20 protein-coding genes and 1 pseudogene are annotated in these 22,284 nt (G+C 70.4%); 11 read left to right on the plus strand and 10 right to left on the minus strand.

What is annotated here, in order from left to right; genetic code table 11:
• Positions 1–2 precede the first annotated feature (2 nt).
• On the minus strand, positions 3–1,409 hold the full coding sequence (locus tag SCK26_RS23060) for a glycerophosphoryl diester phosphodiesterase membrane domain-containing protein (protein ID WP_318203222.1): 1,407 nt from the start codon (positions 1,407–1,409) through the stop codon (positions 3–5).
• 140 nt (positions 1,410–1,549) lie between these two features.
• Between SCK26_RS23060 and mtnA the strand changes: the two genes are divergently transcribed.
• Positions 1,550–2,695, plus strand: coding sequence for an S-methyl-5-thioribose-1-phosphate isomerase (mtnA, locus tag SCK26_RS23065; RefSeq protein ID WP_318203223.1), 1,146 nt, complete (start codon positions 1,550–1,552; stop codon positions 2,693–2,695).
• Between the two features lie 192 nt (positions 2,696–2,887).
• Here the strand turns inward: mtnA and SCK26_RS23070 are convergent, their stop codons facing one another.
• From SCK26_RS23070 to SCK26_RS38015, 4 genes and pseudogenes are all read right to left on the minus strand, one after another.
• Complete coding sequence (locus tag SCK26_RS23070; RefSeq protein WP_318203224.1) at positions 2,888–3,217, minus strand: tyrosine-type recombinase/integrase; 330 nt, start codon at positions 3,215–3,217, stop codon at positions 2,888–2,890.
• Positions 3,218–3,232: 15 nt separating this feature from the next.
• Positions 3,233–4,096 carry a site-specific integrase gene (locus tag SCK26_RS23075; protein WP_318203225.1) on the minus strand — a complete coding sequence of 288 codons (864 nt, stop codon included), beginning with the start codon at positions 4,094–4,096 and terminating at the stop codon, positions 3,233–3,235.
• The gene (locus tag SCK26_RS23080) at positions 4,096–4,308 is read right to left on the minus strand and encodes a helix-turn-helix domain-containing protein (protein ID WP_318206072.1); all 213 of its coding nucleotides are present in this window, start codon (positions 4,306–4,308) and stop codon (positions 4,096–4,098) included. The genes SCK26_RS23075 and SCK26_RS23080 overlap by 1 nt, the downstream gene beginning before the upstream one ends.
• Positions 4,309–4,339: 31 nt before the next feature.
• A pseudogene (locus SCK26_RS38015) lies at positions 4,340–4,504 on the minus strand (replication initiator); the annotation flags it as partial.
• Between SCK26_RS38015 and SCK26_RS23090 the strand changes: the two are divergent.
• Entirely contained in the window at positions 4,441–5,196 is a 756-nt protein-coding gene (locus tag SCK26_RS23090; RefSeq protein WP_412080772.1) for a GntR family transcriptional regulator, read from the plus strand. The pseudogene SCK26_RS38015 and the gene SCK26_RS23090 overlap by 64 nt on opposite strands.
• Here SCK26_RS23090 and SCK26_RS23095 read toward each other — a convergent pair whose 3' ends face one another.
• Entirely contained in the window at positions 5,197–5,814 is a 618-nt protein-coding gene (locus SCK26_RS23095; protein WP_318203226.1) for a nuclease-related domain-containing protein, read from the minus strand.
• Between the two features lie 670 nt (positions 5,815–6,484).
• On the opposite strand from SCK26_RS23095, the gene SCK26_RS23100 reads away from it, so the two are divergent.
• Positions 6,485–6,964 carry a hypothetical protein gene (locus SCK26_RS23100; protein WP_318203227.1) on the plus strand — a complete coding sequence of 160 codons (480 nt, stop codon included), beginning with the start codon at positions 6,485–6,487 and terminating at the stop codon, positions 6,962–6,964.
• Between the two features lie 745 nt (positions 6,965–7,709).
• On the opposite strand, the gene SCK26_RS23105 is transcribed toward SCK26_RS23100, so the two are convergent.
• A complete protein-coding gene (locus tag SCK26_RS23105; RefSeq protein ID WP_318203228.1) occupies positions 7,710–8,126 on the minus strand; it encodes a hypothetical protein in 417 nt (138 codons plus the stop codon).
• A gap of 177 nt (positions 8,127–8,303) precedes the next feature.
• Here SCK26_RS23105 and mtrA point away from each other — a divergent pair, with 177 nt between their 5' ends.
• From mtrA to SCK26_RS23135, 6 genes are all read left to right on the plus strand, one after another.
• On the plus strand, positions 8,304–8,993 hold the full coding sequence (gene mtrA, locus SCK26_RS23110) for a two-component system response regulator MtrA (protein WP_187279108.1): 690 nt from the start codon (positions 8,304–8,306) through the stop codon (positions 8,991–8,993).
• Position 8,994: 1 nt separating this feature from the next.
• Positions 8,995–11,094, plus strand: coding sequence for an MtrAB system histidine kinase MtrB (gene mtrB / locus SCK26_RS23115; protein WP_318203229.1), 2,100 nt, complete (start codon positions 8,995–8,997; stop codon positions 11,092–11,094).
• Complete coding sequence (locus SCK26_RS23120) at positions 11,084–12,916, plus strand: LpqB family beta-propeller domain-containing protein (RefSeq protein WP_318203230.1); 1,833 nt, start codon at positions 11,084–11,086, stop codon at positions 12,914–12,916. Before mtrB ends, SCK26_RS23120 begins: the two co-directional genes overlap by 11 nt.
• Before the next feature lie 90 nt (positions 12,917–13,006).
• Entirely contained in the window at positions 13,007–13,978 is a 972-nt protein-coding gene (locus SCK26_RS23125) for a ComF family protein (protein ID WP_318203231.1), read from the plus strand.
• Positions 13,979–14,291: 313 nt separating this feature from the next.
• Positions 14,292–14,984, plus strand: a complete 693-nt coding sequence (gene hpf, locus SCK26_RS23130; protein WP_412080862.1) for a ribosome hibernation-promoting factor, HPF/YfiA family — start codon at positions 14,292–14,294, stop codon at positions 14,982–14,984.
• 203 nt (positions 14,985–15,187) lie between these two features.
• On the plus strand, positions 15,188–15,934 hold the full coding sequence (locus SCK26_RS23135) for a response regulator transcription factor (RefSeq protein WP_318203233.1): 747 nt from the start codon (positions 15,188–15,190) through the stop codon (positions 15,932–15,934).
• A 14-nt stretch (positions 15,935–15,948) separates the two neighbouring features.
• On the opposite strand, the gene SCK26_RS23140 is transcribed toward SCK26_RS23135, so the two are convergent.
• On the minus strand, positions 15,949–17,127 hold the full coding sequence (locus tag SCK26_RS23140) for a winged helix-turn-helix domain-containing protein (RefSeq protein WP_318203234.1): 1,179 nt from the start codon (positions 17,125–17,127) through the stop codon (positions 15,949–15,951).
• Positions 17,128–17,214: 87 nt separating this feature from the next.
• Positions 17,215–17,784: a GNAT family N-acetyltransferase gene (locus tag SCK26_RS23145; protein WP_318203235.1), complete on the minus strand. Its 570-nt coding sequence runs from the start codon at positions 17,782–17,784 to the stop codon at positions 17,215–17,217.
• 252 nt (positions 17,785–18,036) lie between these two features.
• Between SCK26_RS23145 and secA the strand changes: the two genes are divergently transcribed.
• On the plus strand, positions 18,037–20,844 hold the full coding sequence (gene secA, locus SCK26_RS23150; RefSeq protein ID WP_318203236.1) for a preprotein translocase subunit SecA: 2,808 nt from the start codon (positions 18,037–18,039) through the stop codon (positions 20,842–20,844).
• A 102-nt stretch (positions 20,845–20,946) separates the two neighbouring features.
• On the opposite strand, the gene SCK26_RS23155 is transcribed toward secA, so the two are convergent.
• Positions 20,947–21,426: an Rv3235 family protein gene (locus SCK26_RS23155; RefSeq protein WP_318203237.1), complete on the minus strand. Its 480-nt coding sequence runs from the start codon at positions 21,424–21,426 to the stop codon at positions 20,947–20,949.
• A 328-nt stretch (positions 21,427–21,754) separates the two neighbouring features.
• Here SCK26_RS23155 and SCK26_RS23160 point away from each other — a divergent pair, with 328 nt between their 5' ends.
• Entirely contained in the window at positions 21,755–22,267 is a 513-nt protein-coding gene (locus tag SCK26_RS23160; protein WP_318203238.1) for a DUF6912 family protein, read from the plus strand.
• The last annotated feature ends 17 nt before the right edge of the window (positions 22,268–22,284 follow it).

Consider the following 22,284-nt stretch of genomic DNA (forward strand, 5'->3'; position numbering starts at 1 on the left):
CATCAGCTCCCGGGGACGGGGCCGGGGGCGCCGTGGCCGTAGTCCTGGACACCGGCGGCGCGGGCCAGCTCGAGGTCGAGGGCCTCGCGGCGGATGCGCTGGTCGATGTAGAGGAGCGCGGTGACGCCGGCGCTGATCGGGAGGGTGAGGGTGGTGCCGACCAGGGAGCCGATGCCCCGGATGATCAGGAACGCCCAGCCGACGCCGCCGCTGTTGGTAGTGAGGAAATCGGCCATGCCGTCGCCGCTCGCCGCCGCGCCGAGGACGGCGAAGGGGATGGTCACGATCGCCGAGACGATGTTCGTGATCAGGGCGGCGAGCAACTGGATGCCGAAGATGCGCCACCAGGAGCCCCGTACCAGCTTGACGGAGCGGCTCATGGACTTCTTGATGCCCTGCCGTTCCAGCATCAGCGCGGGCGCGGCCAGGTAGAAGCGGACGCTCAGCCATACCGCGACGACGATGGCGGCGAGGACGCCCAGGACCAGCAGCGCGGCCCCCGCGGCATCGCTGGCGCCGCCGGCCAGGACCAGGATGCCGGGCAGTGCCCCGACGGCGAGGACGCCGAAGACGATCAGACCGAGCAGGACGAGCAGACCGCACAGCCTGAGGAGCTGCGGGCGGGCCTCACGCCAGGCCTCGCCGGTGCTGACCGGCTTGCCGAGTACGGCACGGCTGGTGATGGTCGTGAGCAGGGCGGTCGCGACGATGATGGCCGCCGCGGAGATAACCGTGAGGAGTCCGGTGCCGACCATGGTGTCGCGCAGGCTGCGGAGCACCTCGCCGGGAGTGGCGGTCCGGCTGTCGAGCGTGGTGTCGGTGAGGGCGTTGTTCAGGACGAAGCCCTGAAGCAGGACCAGGCCGGCCTCGGTGAGCAGGGCGACCGCCAGCGAGATGCCGAGGACCGAGCGCCAGTAGGTGCGCATGGTGGAGACGGCGCCGTCGAGGATTTCGCCGACGCCGAGCGGGCGCAGCGGGATGACGCCGGGCTTGGCGGCAGGGGGCGGTCCGCCCCAGCCGCCGCCCCAGGCCGGGTAGCCGCCGTAGCCGCCTGGCGGGCCCGGGTAGCCGCCGCCCTGGCCGCCGTAGCCGCCGGGGCCCGGACCGCCGGGGCCCGGACCGCCGGGGCCCGGACCGCCGGGGGGCGGTCCGCCCCAGCCGGGGCCGGGCGGCGGGGGCGGTGGTGCCTGGTGCGGGCCTGGGGCACCGGTGGGCGTCGACCACTGGCCGGGTGGCGGCTGCTCCTTGGACCATGTGCCGCCCGGGCTCTGCGGGTCCGGGCCCGGCTGCGGCGCGGGCTCGGCGGGGCCGGGACGGTCGGCGGGTTCGGCGGGGCCGGACGCACCGGGTTCCCGCCCCTCGGGCGACGGGGCGGATCCGGGCGAGGCCCAGCCCGGAGTGTCTGTCATCGAAGCTCCTTCTCGGTGCCCGTCCGCGGTCGCGGCGGCGGGTTGGCAGCCATCGTGCCATGGGCCGGTCATCGCGGTACGGGCCGCGGTGGGGGCGGGACTTCTTCAATTGTCCGCCGGATCCGGGGCAGACTGACGGCATGGCTGATCAGCAGGCGCGAACCGGCGTGGACAAGCGGCCGACGGGGATACCGGCGATCCGATGGGAGGAACCACCAGAGGGTCCCGTACTGGTCCTTCTCGATCAGACGAGGCTCCCGGCCGAAGAGGTCGAATTGGTGTGCACGGACGCATCGACGCTGGTGGAGGCGATACGCTCCCTCGCCGTGCGCGGGGCGCCGTTGCTCGGTATCGCGGGTGCGTACGGTGTCGCGCTCGCCGCCGCGCGCGGCTTCGACGTGCCCGAGGCGGCCCGGGCGCTGGAAGGGGCCAGGCCCACCGCGGTGAACCTGTCCGTCGGTGTGCGCCGGGCCGAGACCGCGTACCAGGCGGCGCTGGCCCGAACCGGTGACCCCACCGCGGCGGCCGTGGCGGCACTGGCGGCGGCGCGGGCGCTGCACCGGGAGGACGCCGAGGCCAGCGCCCGGATGGCGGCTCACGGGCTGGCGCTGCTGGACGAACTGCTGCCGGCCGGCGGGCACCGGATCCTGACCCACTGCAACACCGGCTCGCTGGTGTCGGGCGGGGAGGGCACGGCCTTCGCGGTGGCGCTCGGCGCGCACCGGGCGGGGCGGCTGCGGCGACTGTGGGTGGACGAGACACGGCCGCTGTTGCAGGGCGCGCGCCTGACGGCGTACGAGGCGGCCCGCAGCGGCATGGCGTACACCCTGCTCACCGACAACGCGGCGGGCTCGCTGTTCGCGGCGGGCGAGGTGGACGCGGTGCTGATCGGCGCGGACCGGATCGCGGCCGACGGATCGGTGGCGAACAAGGTCGGCAGCTATCCGCTGGCCGTGCTCGCCCGCTACCACCATGTGCCGTTCATCGTGGTGGCGCCGGTGACGACGATCGACCCGGACACCCCCGACGGCGCCTCCATCGAGGTCGAGCAGCGCCCCGGCTTCGAGGTGACCGAGGTCGTGGCACCCCAGGTGGCGACGGCCGGGGCGGCGAGCGGGATCGCGGTGGCGCCGCTCGGGACACAGGCGTACAACCCGGCGTTCGACGTGACGCCCCCCGAACTGGTGACGGCCATCGTCACCGAGGAAGGGGTCGTCTCCCCGGTGACCGCCGAGTCCCTTGCCGAGGTCTGCGCCCGTTCACGCCGCACCGCGGACCCCGCATGAGCAGGCCGCTTCCGGCGGCCGGGGGCAGACAGTGACGGCCCTGTACGACTAGAGTCACCGGCCAGTGACCTGCCTCACCAGGGCGCCTGTCGCTGTTATGAGGAATGGGATGCTCTCGCCCTTGGTGACGGAAACGGCCCCTCTACCTGCGACGATGCGCGAGGAGAGGGGCCGTGACATCCAACGGCTACATCAAGCGGCGGATTCCAGATCCGATCGAGCGGCTTCCAGCTCCCGGATGCGGGCCGGCTGGCGGAGCAGCCGATCGAGCTGTGCCACCGCCTCCACGACATCCGGGTCCAGAGCCTCGGCGTAGATGTCCATCGTCGTGGTGATCCGGCTGTGCCGCAGGATCGCCTTCACGATCCGCGGGTGCACCCGGAGATGGACGAGCAGGGTGCCGCAGGACTTGCGCAGTCCCTTCGGGTTCATCTTGCCCAGTCCCTCCTTCTTGATGATCCGTTGCAGGACCAGGTAGAGGTGGACCGGTGAGAGTGGACGGCCGGTCCGAGTCACGAACACGTGCCCGTCGGGATCTTAGAACCAGGGGCGCCCCCGGCTGATGGCGCGCTCGCGCAGCATGGCCGTCCGTATGCGTGCCCAGCGGAGAGGAGCGATGCACTGGGCGGGCAGTGGCAAGGGTGCTTTCGACGTCTCGGTCTTGAGTTCCGTGTCGACCGTGCCCGCGCTGGCCCGCTGTCGCTGCTTCTCGACCCAGATGATGCGGTTGTCCAGGTCGATGCTCTCCCAGCGCAGCCCGCACACCTCGGCACGTCGCAGGCCGAGGAGACAGAGCAGGAGGAAGGCCGGGTAGTACGGAGTCAGGCGACGAGCAGCAGCCAGGAAGCGCAGCACCGTCACGGCATCCCAGCTCTTGCCGCTGTCGGTGGTCGCGCGGACGTGCACGAGCTTGGCCACGTTGCGAGTCAGGCCGATGTCTTCCACCATCGCGGCCGTGAGCGCGGCTGAGAGAACGCGTAAAGACCGCTTGGCTGTCTTGGCCCCTTGATCCTCTGCGAGTGCCTGTACGGCCCCTCGTAGCTCCGTGACGCCCAGCTTGACCATGACCTTGGACCCGAGGCGGGGCCTGAGATGGTGTCGCACGGCTGTTTCGTACGCGCGGTAGCTGTTGGGCGCCAGGTTGGGCTTCACCACGACCTGGAGCCAGTAGTCGAACCACTGCCCCAGCGTCATGTCGCGGGTTGGCGTAGGGATGCCGCCGGCAGCGCGGTCCAGGAGTTCCCGGCGCTTCCGGTCGCACTCGTCGTAGGTCTTGCCGTAGGCGAACTTGCGTTTGGTCGTTCCATCCGGCTGCGGGACGTACACCGCCGCTTGGTACCGGCCGTCAGCGCGCCTCGTGACGGTGCCGGAACCGTTGGGGTTGCGCTTGCGCGGAGGCATCAGGAAGCCTCCTCAAGCCGTGTGCGGATGTACTCCTGGACGGCACTTTCGGGGATGCGCCGGCACCGGCCTTCCGTGAACGACGCCAGACGTTTCGAGCGGATCAGGTCGTACACCTTCGAGCGGCTGTACTTGAGCGGGTAGTTCCTCCCGGGCGATCTCGCGGCTGTGCTGGATGTCGCGGCGGATGTTGGCGGCGAGCCAGGACTCACCGGGGGTGTGGCCGTGGCCGGCGTAGGTCCAGTGGGCGAGGGTGAGCGTGGTCGCTTCCTCGTCGTCGGGGTCGGGCAGGCCGAAGGCGGCGCGTTGCTGGGCGGCGCGGTAGTCGGCGCGGGTCTGGCGGAGTGCGCCGAGGGTGGTGGAGTAGCGGCGGGACTTGGTGGAGAAGTGGCCGCGGAAGCCGAGCATGTGCGCCCAGTCGCGGAGCTTGCGGTCCGGGTAGAGCGGATGCAGGTCCAGGCATGCCCACCCACGGCGTGGCTCGTATGACCGCACGCCAAGCGCTCGGCGTACTCCAGAACGAAGGTCTTGCGGAGTCTCGCAAGGGCGCCGGCGTGTTCGTGCGCGCCTTCAAGCCGCTCAGGCGGCGAGGCATCCAGCGGCTATCCCGCGACCAGTGGGGCTCGGGCCGTTCCATCTGGTCGGCGGACATCGAGGACCGCACCCTTGTGGTCGACCAGGTGCAGGTCTACGAGGCGACTGCACCCGAACGGATCAGTCAGGTGCTGGACATGGAGACCGGAGCGCCGACATGCGTGCGCAGCCGCCGTTTCGTCCTGGACGACAAGCCTGTTCTTCTGTCTACCTCATACCTTCCCGCGGACCTGGTGGCAGGGTCGGCGATCACCCAGGAAGACACCGGCCCCGGTGGCACGTACGCCCGGCTGGCCGAGTTGGGCCACAAGCCCGTGCACTTCCGTGAGGAGATCCGTTCCCGGATGCCGTCGCAGGAGGAGGCGAACCGCCTTCAGCTCTCTATGGGCACTCCAGTGATCATGGTGTGCCGCACGGCATTCGCCGACGAGGGGCGTCCCGTTGAGGTGAACGAGATGATCCTCGACTCGGCCGCGTACGTGTTGGAGTACGACTTCGACGCCTGATCAGCCGACCCAGGTACCCGCGTCTCGCGCCACGCCGTAGATGTGGGCAACCTGGTCGGAGGAGAGCGCCGGTGACAGGCCCGACAGAACTTGGTCGAGGTGTTCCACTTCCAGGACGAGGACTGGCGGGTTGGCGTTTTTGACCTTCAGTTTCGCCGCGTGGACGACCGAGATCACGGGGCGGACGGGAATCTCCATGCCGCCCCGTCGCGTCAGGGCACGAGACACCCGGCGTGCTTCGGACTGGCTGATCGCGATGTGGCGCTGCACGGCCCCGTTCACGGTGATGGCAGCGTCGCCGTACCAGACGGACTTACCCCGGTGCCGCTTGGAATTGATGGAGAAGACGCCGGCCGGACCAATGGCGAGGTGGTCGATGTCGGCGCCGCTGGCCCACTGAATGGCGTGGAAGATGTACCAACCGCGTCTGCGGAGCCTGTCCAGCCGTCGACCAGTGACACGCTCCCCCACGAGCCCATCCGACCAGCTACGAATCTCCGACCGAGGCGACCAGCGCTCAGCCAGTCTCAGCAGCGGGTTCGGCTGTAGTTCCCGGATCTTGCGTCGCACCGCGTCGCCCGGACGGTTCCTCGCCAAGTCGCCTGCCAGCAGTTGCACCCTGCCCCCTCGTGTGCGCGTCGATGCCAGACCACCACGGAGGCTTACCGAGTCAAAGAGCCATATCGGCCAGGAGCTGTTACAGGTTTCTCTACCTCATCAAGCCCCGGCTGCGCTCCGCTCCGCCGGGTGCGCTTCCCGGCTGCGCCGCGGGCGATGCTCCTGCCTCCGGCCCGCTCCGCCCGCGCTGCGCCGACGCGCGCCCGCACGTGGATATGGCCGGCAGCCATGAGTCGAGCACCGCACATCGCTCACCTGACGGTCAGGACAGTGCCTTCGGCGGGGGATCGGCCGGCACCGGGATGGCGGGGGCGCCGTCGCCGGCCGCGGGCGTGTAGTGGCGTGCGCGGGGTGCTCCCATCCCGTCCACCGTCGCCCCAGGCAGAGCCGAGCAGACGCGGCCCATGGCGTCCAGGTCGTTCGTACAGTGGTGCGCTCCACCTGGACGCCATGAACCACGCCCGCTCCACGGTGTGTGGGTCGACGGCGGACGGGATGGGAGCTGGGGTGAGTGGTGGCTTAAGGAGAGATAGTGCCGCATGGCACAAGAATTGAGACACCCTCTCAGCGATCTCCGGTAAGGCGCCCCGAAGTAGCTCCAGTCCAGAACCGTTCTGTGGACCTCTCCTTGATCACAGGCGTACGGTGGGGCCAGTATCAAGGAGTGCTGATGCGTGTTGAAACCGTAACGGCGTTGGTCACTGCGGCAGGTGCACTGATCGTGGGATCGGCAACAGCCTGGGCTGCGCTTAGATCTGCAAATTTGGCACAGGCCGACAAGCTGTTGCAGGCCATGAAAGACGAAGCCGCCCTGCTTGCCGAACTACCTGAGGGCTCGGAGGCGCGGCGTGACCTTCAAGCGCATCTGGAGTGGATGACTAAGCGGTATGTGCCTGAGCGTGCAGTACAGGTACAGGTCAAGGTCGACAAATCATATATGATCCTCGGTCTGTTGCTTGGAACGGCGTGTGTCGCCCTCATCTACTGGATGGTCCGACTCGGAGGCTGGGCTCTGTGGGCGCTCGTGCTGCTCGTGCCGCTGTTTCTAGTGTCCTTGTACGGCTTCGTTTTCGAGGCTTCCGGTGGCGACAGCCGAGAGCGGCTCATGAGCGAGGCAGCCGCTGCCGACGGTAAAGATGGAGCCGAGTAAATGGTTCCGGGGGATTTGTCAAGAGTTGCTGTTCCCCTTGACACCAACTACTCAACAACAGCGGTGGATGAAGGCGGACGGGGTGGATGTTGGCGACCACTTCGACGCCGAACCATCAAGGTACTGCAGCGCTTAGAGAACGGCATGATCGACCTGATGAGGATGAGGGTCGAAACCTGTTCCAGGCGGGGTGCCGTTCAATCGATGGGCGGCGCCCCGTCAGCTTGACTCGGCCATTGAGACTCCGCCTGCTGCGCGAAAAAACGTGGGCTGTTGGGTCATCAACGACTCAACAGCCCACGTCTGCCCGCTACCGGCGCAGAAGGACGCGAAGGACTTCAGTGATGTCCTTGCGGTTACAGCACAGGAGAGCCAGAACCCCGAAGGTCAGGAAGACCACCAGGCTGAGCGCGATGAGTGCGACCGTGATTTCGTTTTCGAGCATGCGAATCTATGCCTCTCTTACAGGCATAGAACGGCATGGTTCACCAGGCGAGCCCGCTGCGGCTCTTCACACCAGCGCAATCTACGTGTGGATGGTTGAGGTACTGCTTCAGAAGTAAGCGGATCTCAATTGTACGGCACCAGTGCGGTACAGCAGCGGAGTACAGCAACCCTGGTGATCCCTGGCGGCCCTACTGAACCGCAGGGGCCCACATGAGCAGGTCGGACGATGTCGGATGACCTCAGCGACCGCCCCGCCCGTAGTTCGCATCGAGGGGCACGTAGGGCGAGGGACTGTGGCTCAAGCCGTGATCCGACGGTCGTTGCCCCAGTACACGAGGAGGGTTCGCCGGCGGGCCCTCTTCAGCTGGCCCAGCAGGCGGGCGTAGTCCTCGTCAGGTGTCTGCCAGCGGGAGTCATCCCAGTCCAGGGCCAGGTATGGTTCCACCGCTGCTAGCGCTGCCCGCATCTCCTGGGTTGCTTCGTAGTAGCGCTCGAAGCCCCTGAGCGGTAGTTCCAGCTGGTAGCGCAGTGCCTCGTCACTGACGCCGATCTCGCTCTGGCGCACTTGCCTCGGGTAGGTTGCAGCCAGCTCGGCCCGGCGCACACATGCGATCGCGCGATCGATGGCCTCGCGACGAGACGTCTGCCAGCCGAAACGCGTGGCCGCCAACGGAGCGAACAGCGCCCCTACCAGGACGCCGGCCAGCGCGAGCACGGGGCCAAGCCAAGTCATACCCTCTGATCCCCCTCCAAGTCTGTGGTCGACCGGGCTGACATCCGTCGCTGACATCAACGTCCCCGGACAGGGGCAGACAGTGACGGTTCGGTACGACTATCGTCACCGGCCAGTGAGCCTGCTCACCTGCGCCTCTGTCGTCGTTACAAGAATGGGATGATGTCGTTTATGAAGGGACGAGTCCTTGTCGTCGACGACGACACCGCACTGGCCGAGATGCTCGGCATCGTGCTGCGTGGTGAAGGTTTTGAGCCGTCTTTCGTAGCCGACGGCGACAAGGCGCTGGCCGCTTTCCGTGAGAGCAAGCCCGATCTTGTGCTGCTCGACCTGATGCTGCCCGGCCGGGACGGCATCGAGGTGTGCCGGCTGATCCGGGCGGAGTCCGGGGTGCCGATCGTGATGCTCACGGCCAAGAGCGACACCGTGGATGTGGTGGTGGGCCTGGAGTCGGGGGCCGACGACTACATCGTCAAGCCGTTCAAGCCGAAGGAGCTGGTGGCCCGGATCCGGGCCAGGCTGCGCAGGTCGGAGGAGCCGGCGCCGGAGCAGCTCACCATCGGTGACCTGGTCATCGATGTCGCCGGACACTCGGTGAAGCGGGACGGGCAGTCGATCGCGCTGACCCCGCTGGAGTTCGACCTGCTGGTCGCGCTCGCGCGCAAGCCGTGGCAGGTGTTCACGCGTGAGGTGCTGCTGGAGCAGGTGTGGGGCTACCGGCACGCGGCCGACACGCGGCTTGTCAACGTGCACGTCCAGCGGCTGCGTTCCAAGGTCGAGAAGGACCCGGAGCGGCCGGAGATCGTGGTGACCGTCCGTGGTGTCGGTTACAAGGCCGGGCCGAGCTGACATGTCCGGGGACAGTGCCGCTTCGGCTTCCGGCGGGCCCGGGAACCGTCCGGGGCGGCCTGTCGGCCGGACGGCGGTGGGCGCGCGCCTGAGGAGGCTGTTCGAGCGCGGGCTGGTGCGGGGCGGGGTGCAGGGCAGCCCGGTCCTGCGGCTGTTCCTGCGCTGGGTGCGCCGTCCGCTGCTGCCCGTGATGCGGTTGTGGCGGCGCAACATCCAGCTCCGGGTCGTCGCGACGACCCTGGTGATGTCGCTGGGCGTCGTTCTGCTGCTCGGCTTCGTTGTCATCGGGCAGGTCCGCAACGGCCTGCTGGACGCGAAGGTGAAGGCGTCGCAGAGCCAGGCCACGGGCGGGTTCGCGGTGGCCAGGCAGAAGGCCGACGAGGCGGCGAGCGGCACGGGCGCCGGCGGTGCGGCCGGTACCGGTGACGGCACGGCGACCGCGGACGGACGGCAGTCGCAGAACGTCATCCAGTGGATGAGCGACCTCGTGGAGTCGCTGTCCAGCGGCGGCGCGGGAGCGTTCGACGTGGTGACGCTGCCCGTCGGCGACGACAGCGGCGGCGGACGCAGCCCGCGCGGCTCCGGGAACGTCAATCCGACGTCCAGCGTGCCCGCCGAGCTGCGCGAGCGGGTCAACAGCGGCACGACGGCCGTGCAGAGCAACACGCGGATCGTCTACTCCGGCGGCAAGGAGTCGCAGCCGGGCCTGGCCATCGGCAAGCAGGTCAACGACCCCAACGGCCGCCCGTACGAGCTGTACTACCTCTTCCCGCTCACGCAGGAGGAGAAGTCCCTCAGCCTGGTCAAGGGCACCCTCGCCACGGCGGGGCTGTTCGTCGTCGTCCTGCTCGGCGCCATCGCCTGGCTGGTGGTGCGGCAGGTCGTCACGCCGGTGCGGATGGCGGCCGGGATCGCGGAGCGGCTGTCCGCCGGGCGCCTGCAGGAGCGGATGAAGGTCACCGGCGAGGACGACATCGCGCGCCTGGGCGAGGCCTTCAACAAGATGGCGCAGAACCTCCAGGTCAAGATCCAGCAGCTGGAGGATCTGTCGCGGATGCAGCGGCGGTTCGTCTCCGACGTCTCGCACGAGCTGCGCACCCCGCTGACCACCGTCCGCATGGCCGCGGACGTCATCCATGAGGCGCGCGAGGACTTCGACCCGGTGACGGCGCGGTCCGCCGAACTGCTCGCCGACCAGCTGGACCGGTTCGAGTCGCTGCTCGCGGACCTGCTGGAGATCAGCCGGTTCGACGCCGGCGCCGCCGCGCTGGAGGCCGAGCCGATAGACCTCAGGGAGGTCGTGCGGCGGGTGGTGAGCGGCGCCGAGCCGCTCGCCGAGCGCAAGGGCACACGCGTACGGGTGGTCGGCGACCAGCAGCCCGTCGTCGCCGAGGCGGACGCCCGGCGCGTGGAGCGCGTCCTGCGCAACCTCGTCGTCAACGCGGTCGAGCACGGCGAGGGCAAGGACGTCGTCGTCAAGCTCGCCGCCGCGGGCGGGGCGGTGGCCGTCGCCGTACGCGACTACGGCGTGGGCCTGAAGCCGGGCGAGGCGACCCGGGTCTTCAGCCGCTTCTGGCGGGCCGACCCGGCACGCGCGCGGACCACCGGAGGCACGGGTCTCGGGCTGTCCATCGCGCTCGAGGACGCGCGGCTGCACGGCGGCTGGCTGCAGGCCTGGGGCGAGCCCGGCGGCGGCTCCCAGTTCCGGCTGACGCTGCCGAGGACCGCGGACGAGCCGCTGCGGGGCTCGCCGATACCGCTGGAGCCGAAGGACTCGCGGCGCAACCGCGGCCTCGACGAGGCCGGCCGGACGCGCGGGAACGAGGAGAAGCGGGCGACCGTCCCGGTGCAGCAGGCCGGCGCGTCGGCGTCCGCGCTGCCGCCGAGGGAGCCGATCGCGCCGCGGCTGGCCGGCGCCCCGGCCGCCGACCCGACTGCCCTGCCCGGCAACGGAGCGCGCGTGGTGCCCCGGCCCACCGGCGGCGTACGGCGTCCCGGTGACGGCCCGGCCACCCGTCCGGCGCCCGACGAGGGACGGGCCCGGCCGGACGCCGCGCCGCAGGACTCGACCGAGCCAGGGGAGGCATTTCGTGGCCGCTGACCGCGAGGGGGGCGCACGGCGGCGGCCGGTGCGCGCGGTGGCGTACGCCGCCTTGGGCGTCGTCCTGCTGGCCGGTTGCGCCTCGATGCCCGACAGCGGGGACCTGCGGGATGTGGAGTCCACGCCGCGTCAGGACACCGGGGTGCGGGTGTTCGCCGTGCCGCCGGCCGACGGTGCCGGTCCCGGCGAGATCATGCAGGGCTTCCTGGAGGCGCTGACCAGCGACGACCCGGAGTACGACACGGCGCGCAAGTACCTGACGACCGACACGGCGGGCAGCTGGCGGCCGGAGCAGTCGACCACCGTCCTGGCGAACGGGCCGAGCATCGAGACCGACTGCAGCCCGGGCGGCCGGGAGGAGACCAACAGCGTCACCTGCGTGCTGACCGGCACCCGGGTGGCCACGGTCGACGCCCAGCAGGCCTACCAGCCCGCCGGCGGTCCCTACCGCACGAAGCTGCACCTGACGAGGGATTCCAAGAGCCGGCAGTGGCGCATCGACGGGCTGCCCGACGGCGTCGTCATGGGCAAGTCGGACTTCCAGCGCAACTACACGTCCGTCGACAAGTACTACTTCGCCTCCCACACGTCGGTCGGGGCGGGCGGGCAGCCGGTGGCGGTCGCCGATCCGGTGTTCGTACGCAGCAAGGTGGACCCGATGACGCAGATGGTCCGGTCGCTGCTGAACGGGCCCACCACCTGGCTCGGGCCGGTGGTCAGGTCCAGCTTCCCGACCGGTACGCAGCTGCGGAAGGGCGTGTCCGGGCTGGCACCGGACGACCAGAACAGGCTGACCGTGCCGCTGAACCTCAAGGCGTCCCGGGTCGCGTCCGGCAAGTGCGCCGAGATGGCGACACAGGTGCTGTTCACCCTGCGGAACCTGGCGCCGACGCTGGAGTCCGTCGAGCTGCGCGGTACCGGCGGCGACCGGCTGTGCGAACTGACCAAGGAACGCGCCGAGTCCGCCGCCTGGCACGGGCCGTCCAAGCGCCCCGAGTACGTGTACTTCGTCGACGGCAGGCACCGGGTGGTGCGGATGCCGACCGGGAGCACCGGCACGGGTTCCGTCCCGGTGCCGGGTCCGCTCGGCGAGGGCGGCAAGGAGCTGCGGTCGGTGGCCGTGTCGCGGGACGAGCACACCGCGGCCGGGGTCGCCGACGAGGGCGGGTCGCTGTACGTGGCCTCGCTGGCGTCGGGCGGTTCGCTCGGCGCGGCGCTGGTCACCAGCGACGGCGCCACCCCCGACGAGCGGCTGACCACTCCCAGCTGGGACGCCCGGGGTGACCTGTGGGTGGCCGACCGCGACCACCGCCGGCCCGGCCTGTACGTCCTGGAAGAGGGCGAGAAGGACGTGGTGCGCGTCGCCGTCCCCGACCTTCCGGGCCGGATCACGGACGCCCGGGTGGCCGCCGACGGGGCACGGATCGCGCTGGTCGTGGACAGAGGCGGCAAGCAGTCCCTGTACATCGGCCGGATCCAGCGCGACGACGGCACCGGACAGGGCATCTCGGTGGACGGGCTGCGTTCGGCGACCCCGGACCTGGAGCAGGTCAGCGCCATGTCCTGGGCCGGGGACAGCAGGCTGCTCGTCGTCGGCCAGGAGCAGGGGGGCGTGCAGCAGATGCGGTACGTCAAGGTCGACGGGTCCACGCTGGACGGCCCGGCCCCGGGCGCGCTCACCAGCGTCAAGGCGATCGCCGCGTCCGAGGACGAGCGGGTGCCGCTGGTGGCGTACTCGGAGGACGGGATCGTGCGGCTGCCCTCCGGGGCGCAGTGGCAGAAGGTCGACAAGGACGGGTCGGCACCGGTCTACCCGGGCTGACACCTGCGCGGACCTGCCCTTTCCCGGTTATCCACAGGCGGTTTTCCACAGGGGTGGCGGGCCGGTGGCGGCGCGGGCACAGTGGTGGTCATGCGGGGCTGGTGGCAGGACCTCACCGACCTGGTGCTTCCGGCCGACTGCGCGGGCTGCGGGGCACCTCGTACGGCGCTGTGTCCGCGGTGCCGGGCCGCGCTGGAGGGGGGTATGGCGCGACGGGCGCGGCCGGATCCGGAGCCGGCCGGGCTGCCGGTGGTGCACGCGGTGGCTCCCTACGCGGCGGAGGTGCGCGCGCTGCTTCTCTCCCACAAGGAGCGTGGCGCGCTGGCCCTCGCGGCAACGCTCGGCGCGGCGCTGGCACGGGCCGTGCGGGCGGGCCTCGGTGCGGACGGTGCGGAGACCCGCGGCGCGCGCGGTCCCGGCCCGGGCGGCGACGGGACAGGCCGCCTCGGTCCCGGTGGCATGAACGCCGGCACCGCTGCCGGTGCCGACGCCGGTGGCGGGTCGGCGGGGCCCTCCTGGCGGGAGCCCGTGCTGCTGGTCCCGGTGCCCTCCGCCCGGTGGGCCGTGCGGGCGCGGGGACACGATCCGGTGCGGCGGATGGCGCTCGCGGCGGCGCGGGAGCTGCGGCGCACCGGGACGCCGGCCCGGGTGGCGGCCGTGCTGCGGCAGCGGCGGGCCGTGGCCGACCAGGCGGGGCTGGACGCGCCGCGGCGGCTGGCCAATCTCGCCGGGGCTCTGGAGGTGACCGCGGACGGTGGCCGGCTGCTCGGCGGCGGACGGCGCGTCGTGCTCGTCGACGACCTCATGACGACGGGCGCGAGTCTCGCGGAGGCGGCGCGTGCCCTGCGGGAGACCCCGGTGTCCCGCGCCAATGGCGGAACGGCCGTGTATCGGGCCATAACCCGGGAAGGTAGGGAGGAACGACGGATCGGTGTACGACAGGAGAGGACGGAGTCGGTGCACGGTGCAGCGGAAAAAGCGGTGCCGAACGCCCTCGGGCGCATGCTGCGCGCCGCCGTGATCGCCGCTCCCGCCGATTCCTTCGAAATAAACAGGAACTGATCGTCAACGTGCATCGTTGCAGGTAGTGAGAGCCTCAATTCAGCTGGACGGAGGTGTGACGTCAGAGAGGGTGACGCCATCGCTCCGGGCGAGATATGTTCGGTTGTGAGGAAAGGCGCAGGCCACGCCTCGCATATCCGAATGCCGCGCCGCGGGTTTTCCGCAATCACCCGCGGCGGTGGGGTGGAGATCCCGCCCGCGGGGGAGGAGGAGGTGGAAGTCACCGAGTCCGAAGGTCCGGTGATCACCGGACCTGGTGCGAAAGGGAGACGCTCCGCCGATGCAGCGGAGCGATCCGGGAACGGAGTTCTGCGTGGACATCGTCGTCAAAGGCCGCAAGACCGAGGTGCCCGACCGGTTCCGCAAGCACGTGGCCGAGAAGCTGAAGCTGGAGAAGATCCAGAGGCTCGATGCCAAGGTGATCAGCCTCGACGTCGAGGTGTCCAAGGAGCCCAACCCCCGGCAGGCCGACCGCTGTGACCGAGTGGAGATCACGCTCCGCTCCCGCGGTCCGGTGATCCGGGCGGAGGCAGCGGCCAGCGACCCGTACGCCGCACTCGACCTGGCGGCCGAGAAGCTGGACGCGCGGCTGCGCAAGCAGCACGACAAGCGTTTCTCGCGCCGAGGCGCGCGCCGGATCTCGGCGGCCGAGGTCCCCGACCACGTGCCGGGTGCGGCGACCCTCGACGGCAACGGCTTCGCCACCTCGGAGGAGGAGTCCGACGGAGTGCCGACCAAGAAGATCGGCCCTCTGGAGGTCAAGGGTGACGGCCCCCTCGTCGTCCGCGAGAAGACCCACGTCGCCGCCCCGATGACCCTCGACCAGGCCCTCTACGAGATGGAGCTGGTCGGCCATGACTTCTACCTGTTCGTCGACTCCGAGACGAAGGAACCGAGCGTCGTCTACCGGCGGCACGCCTACGACTACGGCGTGATCCACCTCAGCACGGACCCGATGGTCGCCGAGGCGCAGACGTCCACCGCGGGGGGCACGCTGGGCGGCTGACCCACCCGGCTGAAGCTGATCCGGTGCCCCTGGACCGCGTGTGCGCCCCCAGGGGCACCGGCGTGCGACCAGTTCGCGCCCCGGACGTCACCTCGGTGTCGTCCGGGCATGAAATCATGGCCGCACCGGCCCAACCGGTGGGCCGTTGCCTTGGGTTGGCGATGGCACAGGACCACAGGCCACAGCCTTCAGGGGGAGGAACGATGGCGGACACCTTCGGACCGATGCGGGACGGGGACGCCGACGACGCTGTCATCGGCAGGGACCCGGGCGCGGACGCGGCGCGCAAGGAGCCGATCAGAGTCCTGGTCGTGGACGACCACGCCCTCTTCCGGCGCGGCCTGGAGATCGTGCTCGCGGCCGAGGAGGACATCCAGGTCGTCGGCGAGGCGGGCGACGGGGCCGAGGCCGTCGACAAGGCCGCCGATCTGCTGCCCGACATCGTGCTGATGGACGTCCGCATGCCCAAGCGCGGCGGAATCGAGGCCTGCACCTCCATCAAGGAGGTCGCCCCCAGCGCCAAGATCATCATGCTGACGATCAGCGACGAGGAGGCCGACCTCTACGACGCGATCAAGGCGGGCGCGACCGGATATCTCCTCAAGGAGATCTCCACCGACGAGGTGGCCACCGCCATTCGCGCGGTGGCCGACGGGCAGTCGCAGATCAGCCCGTCGATGGCGTCGAAACTCCTCACCGAGTTCAAGTCGATGATCCAGCGCACCGACGAGCGCCGGCTGGTGCCCGCGCCCCGGCTCACCGACCGGGAACTGGAAGTCCTCAAACTCGTCGCCACGGGCATGAACAACCGGGACATCGCCAAGGAGTTGTTCATCTCCGAGAACACCGTGAAGAACCACGTCCGCAACATCCTGGAGAAGCTCCAGCTGCACTCCAGGATGGAGGCCGTGGTCTACGCGATGCGGGAGAAGATCCTGGAGATCCGCTAGCGGCTGAAGAGCGCCTAACCGAGCAGGGCGGCGAGTTCCCTGGTGAGGGGCTCGCGCAGCTCCGGCCGGTCGGTGCGCTCGACGCGGACGTCGGTGCAGTCCACCCACGAGGCCGCCTCGGCCAGGGCCCGGGCCACCGCCGGGACCGCCTTGGGGCCGTCCAGCGTGACCTGCTTGGCCACCAGCGTGCGCCCCTGCCGCGCCGGGTCGACCCGCCCGACCAGCCGGCCGCCGGCCAGCACCGGCATCGCGAAGTACCCGTGCACCCGCTTGGGTTTCGGGACGTACGCCTCCAGCCGGTGGGTGAAGCCGAAGATCCGCTCCGTGCGCGCCCGCTCCCAGATCAGCGAGTCGAACGGCGAGAGCAGCGTGGTGCGGTGCCGGCCGCGCGGCGGCGTCGCCAGGGCCGCCGGATCGGCCCACGCCGGCCGGGCCCAGCCCTCCACCTCGACCGGCACCAGACCCGAGTCCGCGATCACCGAGTCGACCTGCTCGCCCTTGAGCCGGTGGTAGTCGGCGATGTCCGCGCGCGTGCCCACGCCGAGCGCCTCGCCCGCCAGCCGCACCAGACGCCGCAGGCACTCGGCGTCGCTCAGCTCGTCGTGCAGCAGGGCGGCCGGGACCGCGCGCTCGGCGAGGTCGTACACCCGCTTCCAGCCGCGCCGCTCGACGCACACCACCTCGCCGTACATCAGCGCCCGCTCCACGGCGACCTTCGTGCCCGACCAGTCCCACCAGTCGTTCGTCTTCTTCGCGCCGCCCAGTTCCGTGGCGGTCAGCGGGCCCTCGGCGCGCAGCTGCTTGACGACCTGGTCGTAGACGCCGTCGGGGAGGTCGTGGTGCCAGTGCGGCCGGGCGCGGTAGGCGCGGCGGCGGAAGGCGAAGTGGGGCCACTCCTCGATGGGCAGCAGGCAGGCGGCGTGCGACCAGTACTCGAACGCGTGCGTGTCCGTCCAGTACGCGTCCTCCACCGTCTTGCGGCCGACCGCGCCCAGCCGGGCGTACGGCACGAGTTCATGGGAACGGGCCAGGACCGAGATCGTGTCGAGCTGGACCGCGCCGAGACGGCGCAGCACCCCGCGGACTCCCGCGCGCCGGTCGGGCGCGCCGAGCAGGCCCTGGGCCCGCAGGACTATCCGGCGGGCGTCGTCCGCGGAGAGGGTGGCGATGGGACGCGTCGGAAGGGTCGTCATGCCCCGGACGATAGAGGGTGGCACCGACAGTCCGCAGAGGGTGGCACCGGCAGTCCGCGACGAACAGTGCGTCCGCCTCCGACCGGCTCAGGGACGCGCGGGCAGGTACGGGGCCGTGGACGGCAGACCGAGGTCCGAGGGGAGCAGCGAGCCGACCCAGCAGTCCCGGCGCACCCCTTTGTTGACGACGCCGGAGCGCAGGACGCCCTCGACGGTGAAGCCCGCGCGTTCGGCCACCGCGCGGGAGGCGTCGTTGCCGACCTCGGCGCGCCACTCGACCCGGTCCACGCCGGCCTCGGCGAAGACCCATCGGCAGGCGGTGCGCGCGGCCTCCACCACATAGCCCCGGCCGCGGTGCTCCCTGGCCGCCCAGAAGCCGATCTCGGCCGTGCCCGGCGAGCGCGTCGTCAGGGCGAGCATGCCGGCCAGCTCCCCGCCGGTGAGGAACACGCCGAAGGTGAACATCGTGCCCTGCGCCCAGCCGTCGGGGACGATCTGTTCCGTGAAGCCGACCGCGTGCTCGCGCAGGTAGGGCGAGGGAACCGTGGTCCAGCGCTGGATGTCGGGGTCCTGCGCGGCCGCGTACACCGCCTCGGTGTCCTTAGGGCCGACCGGGCGCAGCGACAGGCGGTCCGTGGTGAGCGTGACATGGTCCATCGCCCGATTCTGCGCAGGACACCCGGCCGCGGCCACGATTTCCGCGCTGCGTGAGCACGTGATCACAATTCGCGTAATTCCCGGCACCGGTGCGGCACCATCCGCACGCCCCGTCCGTTGTCCTTGATGAAGCGGCCACCGGGGCGCCAGGCCTCCCGGCGTGGCCGGGTCCTCGCATACGATGGCCGTTGCTCAGTACGTCAGAAGGAAAACCGACCGTCCCAGGCCCGACCGGCAAGGAGACCAGCCCCCGTGTCCGTCCTCTCGAAGATCATGCGTGCAGGCGAAGGCAAGATCCTGCGCAAGCTGCACCGCATCGCGGACCAGGTCAACTCCATCGAAGAGGACTTCGTCGACCTCTCCGACGCCGAGCTGCGGGCCCTCACCGAGGAGTACAAGCAGCGGTACGCCGACGGTGAGACCCTGGACGACCTGCTCCCCGAGGCGTTCGCCACGGTCCGCGAGGCCGCCAAGCGCGTCCTCGGCCAGCGTCACTACGACGTGCAGATGATGGGCGGCGCCGCGCTCCACCTCGGCTATGTGGCCGAGATGAAGACCGGTGAGGGCAAGACCCTCGTCGGCACCCTGCCCGCGTATCTGAACGCCCTGTCCGGGGACGGCGTCCACCTCATCACGGTCAACGACTACCTGGCCGAGCGCGACTCCGAGATGATGGGCCGCGTCCACAAGTTCCTGGGCCTGAGCGTCGGCTGCATCCTCGCCAACATGACGCCGGCACAGCGCCGCGAGCAGTACGCGTGCGACATCACCTACGGCACGAACAACGAGTTCGGCTTCGACTACCTGCGCGACAACATGGCGTGGTCGAAGGACGAGCTGGTGCAGCGCGGCCACAACTTCGCCATCGTGGACGAGGTCGACTCCATCCTCATCGACGAGGCCCGCACCCCGCTCATCATCTCCGGCCCGGCCGACCAGGCCACCAAGTGGTACGGCGACTTCGCCAAACTGGTCACCCGCCTCAAGCGCGGCGAGGCCGGCAACCCGCTCAAGGGCATGGAGGAGACCGGCGACTACGACGTCGACGAGAAGAAGCGCACGGTCGCCATCCACGAGTCCGGCGTCAGCAAGGTCGAGGACTGGCTGGGCATCGACAACCTCTACGAGTCGGTGAACACCCCGCTCGTGGGTTACCTGAACAACGCCATCAAGGCCAAGGAACTGTTCAAGCGCGACAAGGACTACGTCGTCATCGACGGCGAAGTCATGATCGTCGACGAGCACACCGGCCGTATCCTCGCCGGCCGCCGCTACAACGAGGGCATGCACCAGGCGATCGAGGCGAAGGAAGGGGTGGAGATCAAGGACGAGAACCAGACGCTCGCCACGATCACCCTGCAGAACTTCTTCCGTCTCTACAAGAAGCTGTCCGGCATGACCGGTACGGCGATGACCGAGGCCGCCGAGTTCCACCAGATCTACAAGCTCGGTGTGGTCCCGATCCCGACCAACAAGCCGATGGTCCGCAAGGACCAGTCGGACCTGATCTACCGCACCGAGGTGGCCAAGTTCGAGGCGGTCGTCGACGACATCGCCGAGAAGAACGAGAAGGGCCAGCCGATCCTCGTCGGCACGACCTCCGTCGAGAAGTCGGAGTACCTCTCGCAGCAGCTCAGCAAGCGCGGCATCCAGCACGAGGTGCTGAACGCCAAGCACCACGAGCGCGAGGCGCAGATTGTGGCCCAGGCGGGCCGCAAGGGCGCGGTGACGGTGGCCACCAACATGGCCGGCCGTGGTACGGACATCAAGCTCGGCGGCAACCCCGAGGACCTCGCCGAGGCGGAGCTGCGCCAGCGCGGCCTCGATCCCGAGGAGCACATCGAGGAGTGGGCCGCGGCCCTGCCCGCCGCCCTGAAGAAGGCCGAGCAGGCCGTCAAGGCGGAGAAGGAGGAGGTCGAGGCGCTCGGCGGCCTCTACGTCCTCGGTACCGAGCGGCACGAGTCGCGGCGCATCGACAACCAGCTGCGCGGCCGTTCCGGCCGTCAGGGCGACCCGGGCGAGTCCCGCTTCTACCTCTCGCTGGGCGACGACCTGATGCGCCTGTTCAAGGCCCAGATGGTCGAGCGCGTGATGTCCATGGCGAACGTGCCGGACGACGTGCCGATCGAGAACAAGATGGTCACCCGCGCGATCGCGTCCGCTCAGGCCCAGGTCGAGACGCAGAACTTCGAGACCCGCAAGAACGTCCTGAAGTACGACGAGGTGCTCAACCGGCAGCGCGAGGTCATCTACGGCGAGCGCCGCCGCGTCCTGGAGGGCGAGGACCTGCACGAGCAGATCCGCCACTTCATGGACGACACGATCGAGGCGTACGTCCACGCGGAGACCTCCGAGGGCTTCCCCGAGGACTGGGACCTGGACCGGCTGTGGGGCGCGTTCCGGCAGCTGTACCCGGTGAAGGTCACCGTCGAGGAGCTGGAGGAGGCGGCCGGCGACCGCGCCGGTCTGACCGCCGAGTTCATCACCGAGTCCATCAAGGAAGACATCCACGAGCAGTACGAGGCCCGCGAGGCGCAGCTCGGCTCCGAGATCATGCGGGAGCTGGAGCGCCGGGTCGTGCTGTCGGTCCTGGACCGCAAGTGGCGCGAGCACCTCTACGAGATGGACTACCTCCAGGAGGGCATCGGTCTGCGCGCGATGGCGCAGAAGGACCCGCTGGTCGAGTACCAGCGCGAGGGCTTCGACATGTTCACCGCGATGATGGACGGCATCAAGGAGGAGTCCGTCGGCTACCTGTTCAACCTGGAGGTCCAGGTCGAGCAGCAGGTCGAGGAGGTCCCGGTCGAGGCGCAGCCGGCCGGTGAGGGCGTGCAGGACACGGTGCCGGCGCAGGCGGGCGGGCGTCCGGAGATCCGCGCCAAGGGGCTGGACGTCCCGCAGCGCCGGGAACTGCACTTCTCCGCGCCGACGGTCGACGGCGAGGGCGGCATCGTCGAGCGGGACCTGGAGGACGAGGAGCCGGTGCGCTCGGAGTCGGACGGGCTGACCCGGGCGGAGCGGCGGCGGCAGGCCAAAGGCGGCCGGCGTCGCAAGAAGTAGCGCCGGGGCCTGAGAAGGGCCGGCGTTGTCGGAAGGGTCGGGTTTCCGTTTCCGGAGCCCGGCCCTTTTCGGTGTCCGGGGGCGGTGGGCTCGCCGGGGGCGTCACGCGGGGCCTGTTTCCACCGCCGTGCAGCGCCAGCGCAGGTCCCGGCCTCGTTCCAGGCGGAAGGCCATGGCGCGCAGGCGTTCGCCGGTGGCGATGCGGGCGAAGACCTCCAGGGTGCCCTCGCCGGCGACGTAGTAGCCGATGTCGTGGACGACCGGGCGGGCGCCGCGGGTGCGCAGGGGGCTGCGTTCGGCGAGGCGGGCCAGATCGTCGTAGGCGTGGCCCGCCGTGTGGCGGAGCATCCAGTGGACGGGCCGCTGGCCGCTGAGGACGGCGAGCAGGCGGTCGGCGAAGAGGTCGGTGGGGCGGGGCTGCCGTGGGGCCGTCTCCGGCGCCGTACGGGGCCTGTCGGCGCGCGTGGCCGCCGGGCGGCTCGGCATGCGGGGCGGGGCGCCGCCGGGACGGCGGGTGTCCCGGCGGGTCGGCGGACGGTGGCGCGGGCGGGGCTGGACGGCACGGCTCATGACCTTGTTCATGGGGGACCCCGTTCGGCGGGCCCGGGGGATACCGGGCGGTAACCAAGTGGTGGGGATCTTGTACGGGGTGCGGGAGACGCGGGCAAGCCGGGCGCGACCGGCGGACGAGGCCGGAAAAGTTCACCTATCAGGGTGAGGCGAGGAGCCCGGAGCCCGTGGACAGGCGGGTGGAGAGGGTGAATCGAGGGCCTGGAGCTGACGGTTCGGCGGGGGTGGGGAGGGGCTCGAAAGGGGACGGGCGCACGTATCCTGAAGGCCCTCCGGGAGACGCGCCCGCCGCTCTCCCCGGGGCCCCAGCGGAGCCTTTGACCAGGAAAGAGCGGCCAGCATGCGCGTCTACGTCCCCCTGACCCTCCCCGCTCTCGCCGAGGCGCACAGGACGGGCGGGCTGGGGAACGCCCCCTTCGTCGCGTACGCCGTCACGCCCGCCCTGCGCGAGTGGTACCTCTCCGAGGACATCGAGGAACTGGAGTACGCGGCGCTCGGCCGGGCCGCGCTGGCCTCCCTGCGGCTGCTGGCGGCGGACCCGGAGGCGGTACGGCGCCGGGTCGTGGTCGCGGTGGACGTGCCCGACGGTGCCGCGAGCGCCGACCCGGACCGCGGGCTGGAACCGGCAGCCCTCGGCGAGGTGACCGTGCGGGTCTCGGTGCCGCTGGCCAAGGCGGCCTCCGTGCACGTCGACGCCGAGGACGCGGAGCCGGACGTGGCCGCGGCGGCGCAGGCGCTGAAGGCGGCGGACGGCGGGGACGACGACGCCCGGTTCGTCGTGGACGGCGCGGACGACCACGAGCTGCTGTGGTACGCCACGCAGGAGATCCCCAACCTGGTCGGACAGGGCTGACCTGGACCGATGCCGTG

It is taken from the genome of Streptomyces sp. SCL15-4 (assembly GCF_033366695.1).
Taxonomy (GTDB): Bacteria; Actinomycetota; Actinomycetes; order Streptomycetales; family Streptomycetaceae; genus Streptomyces.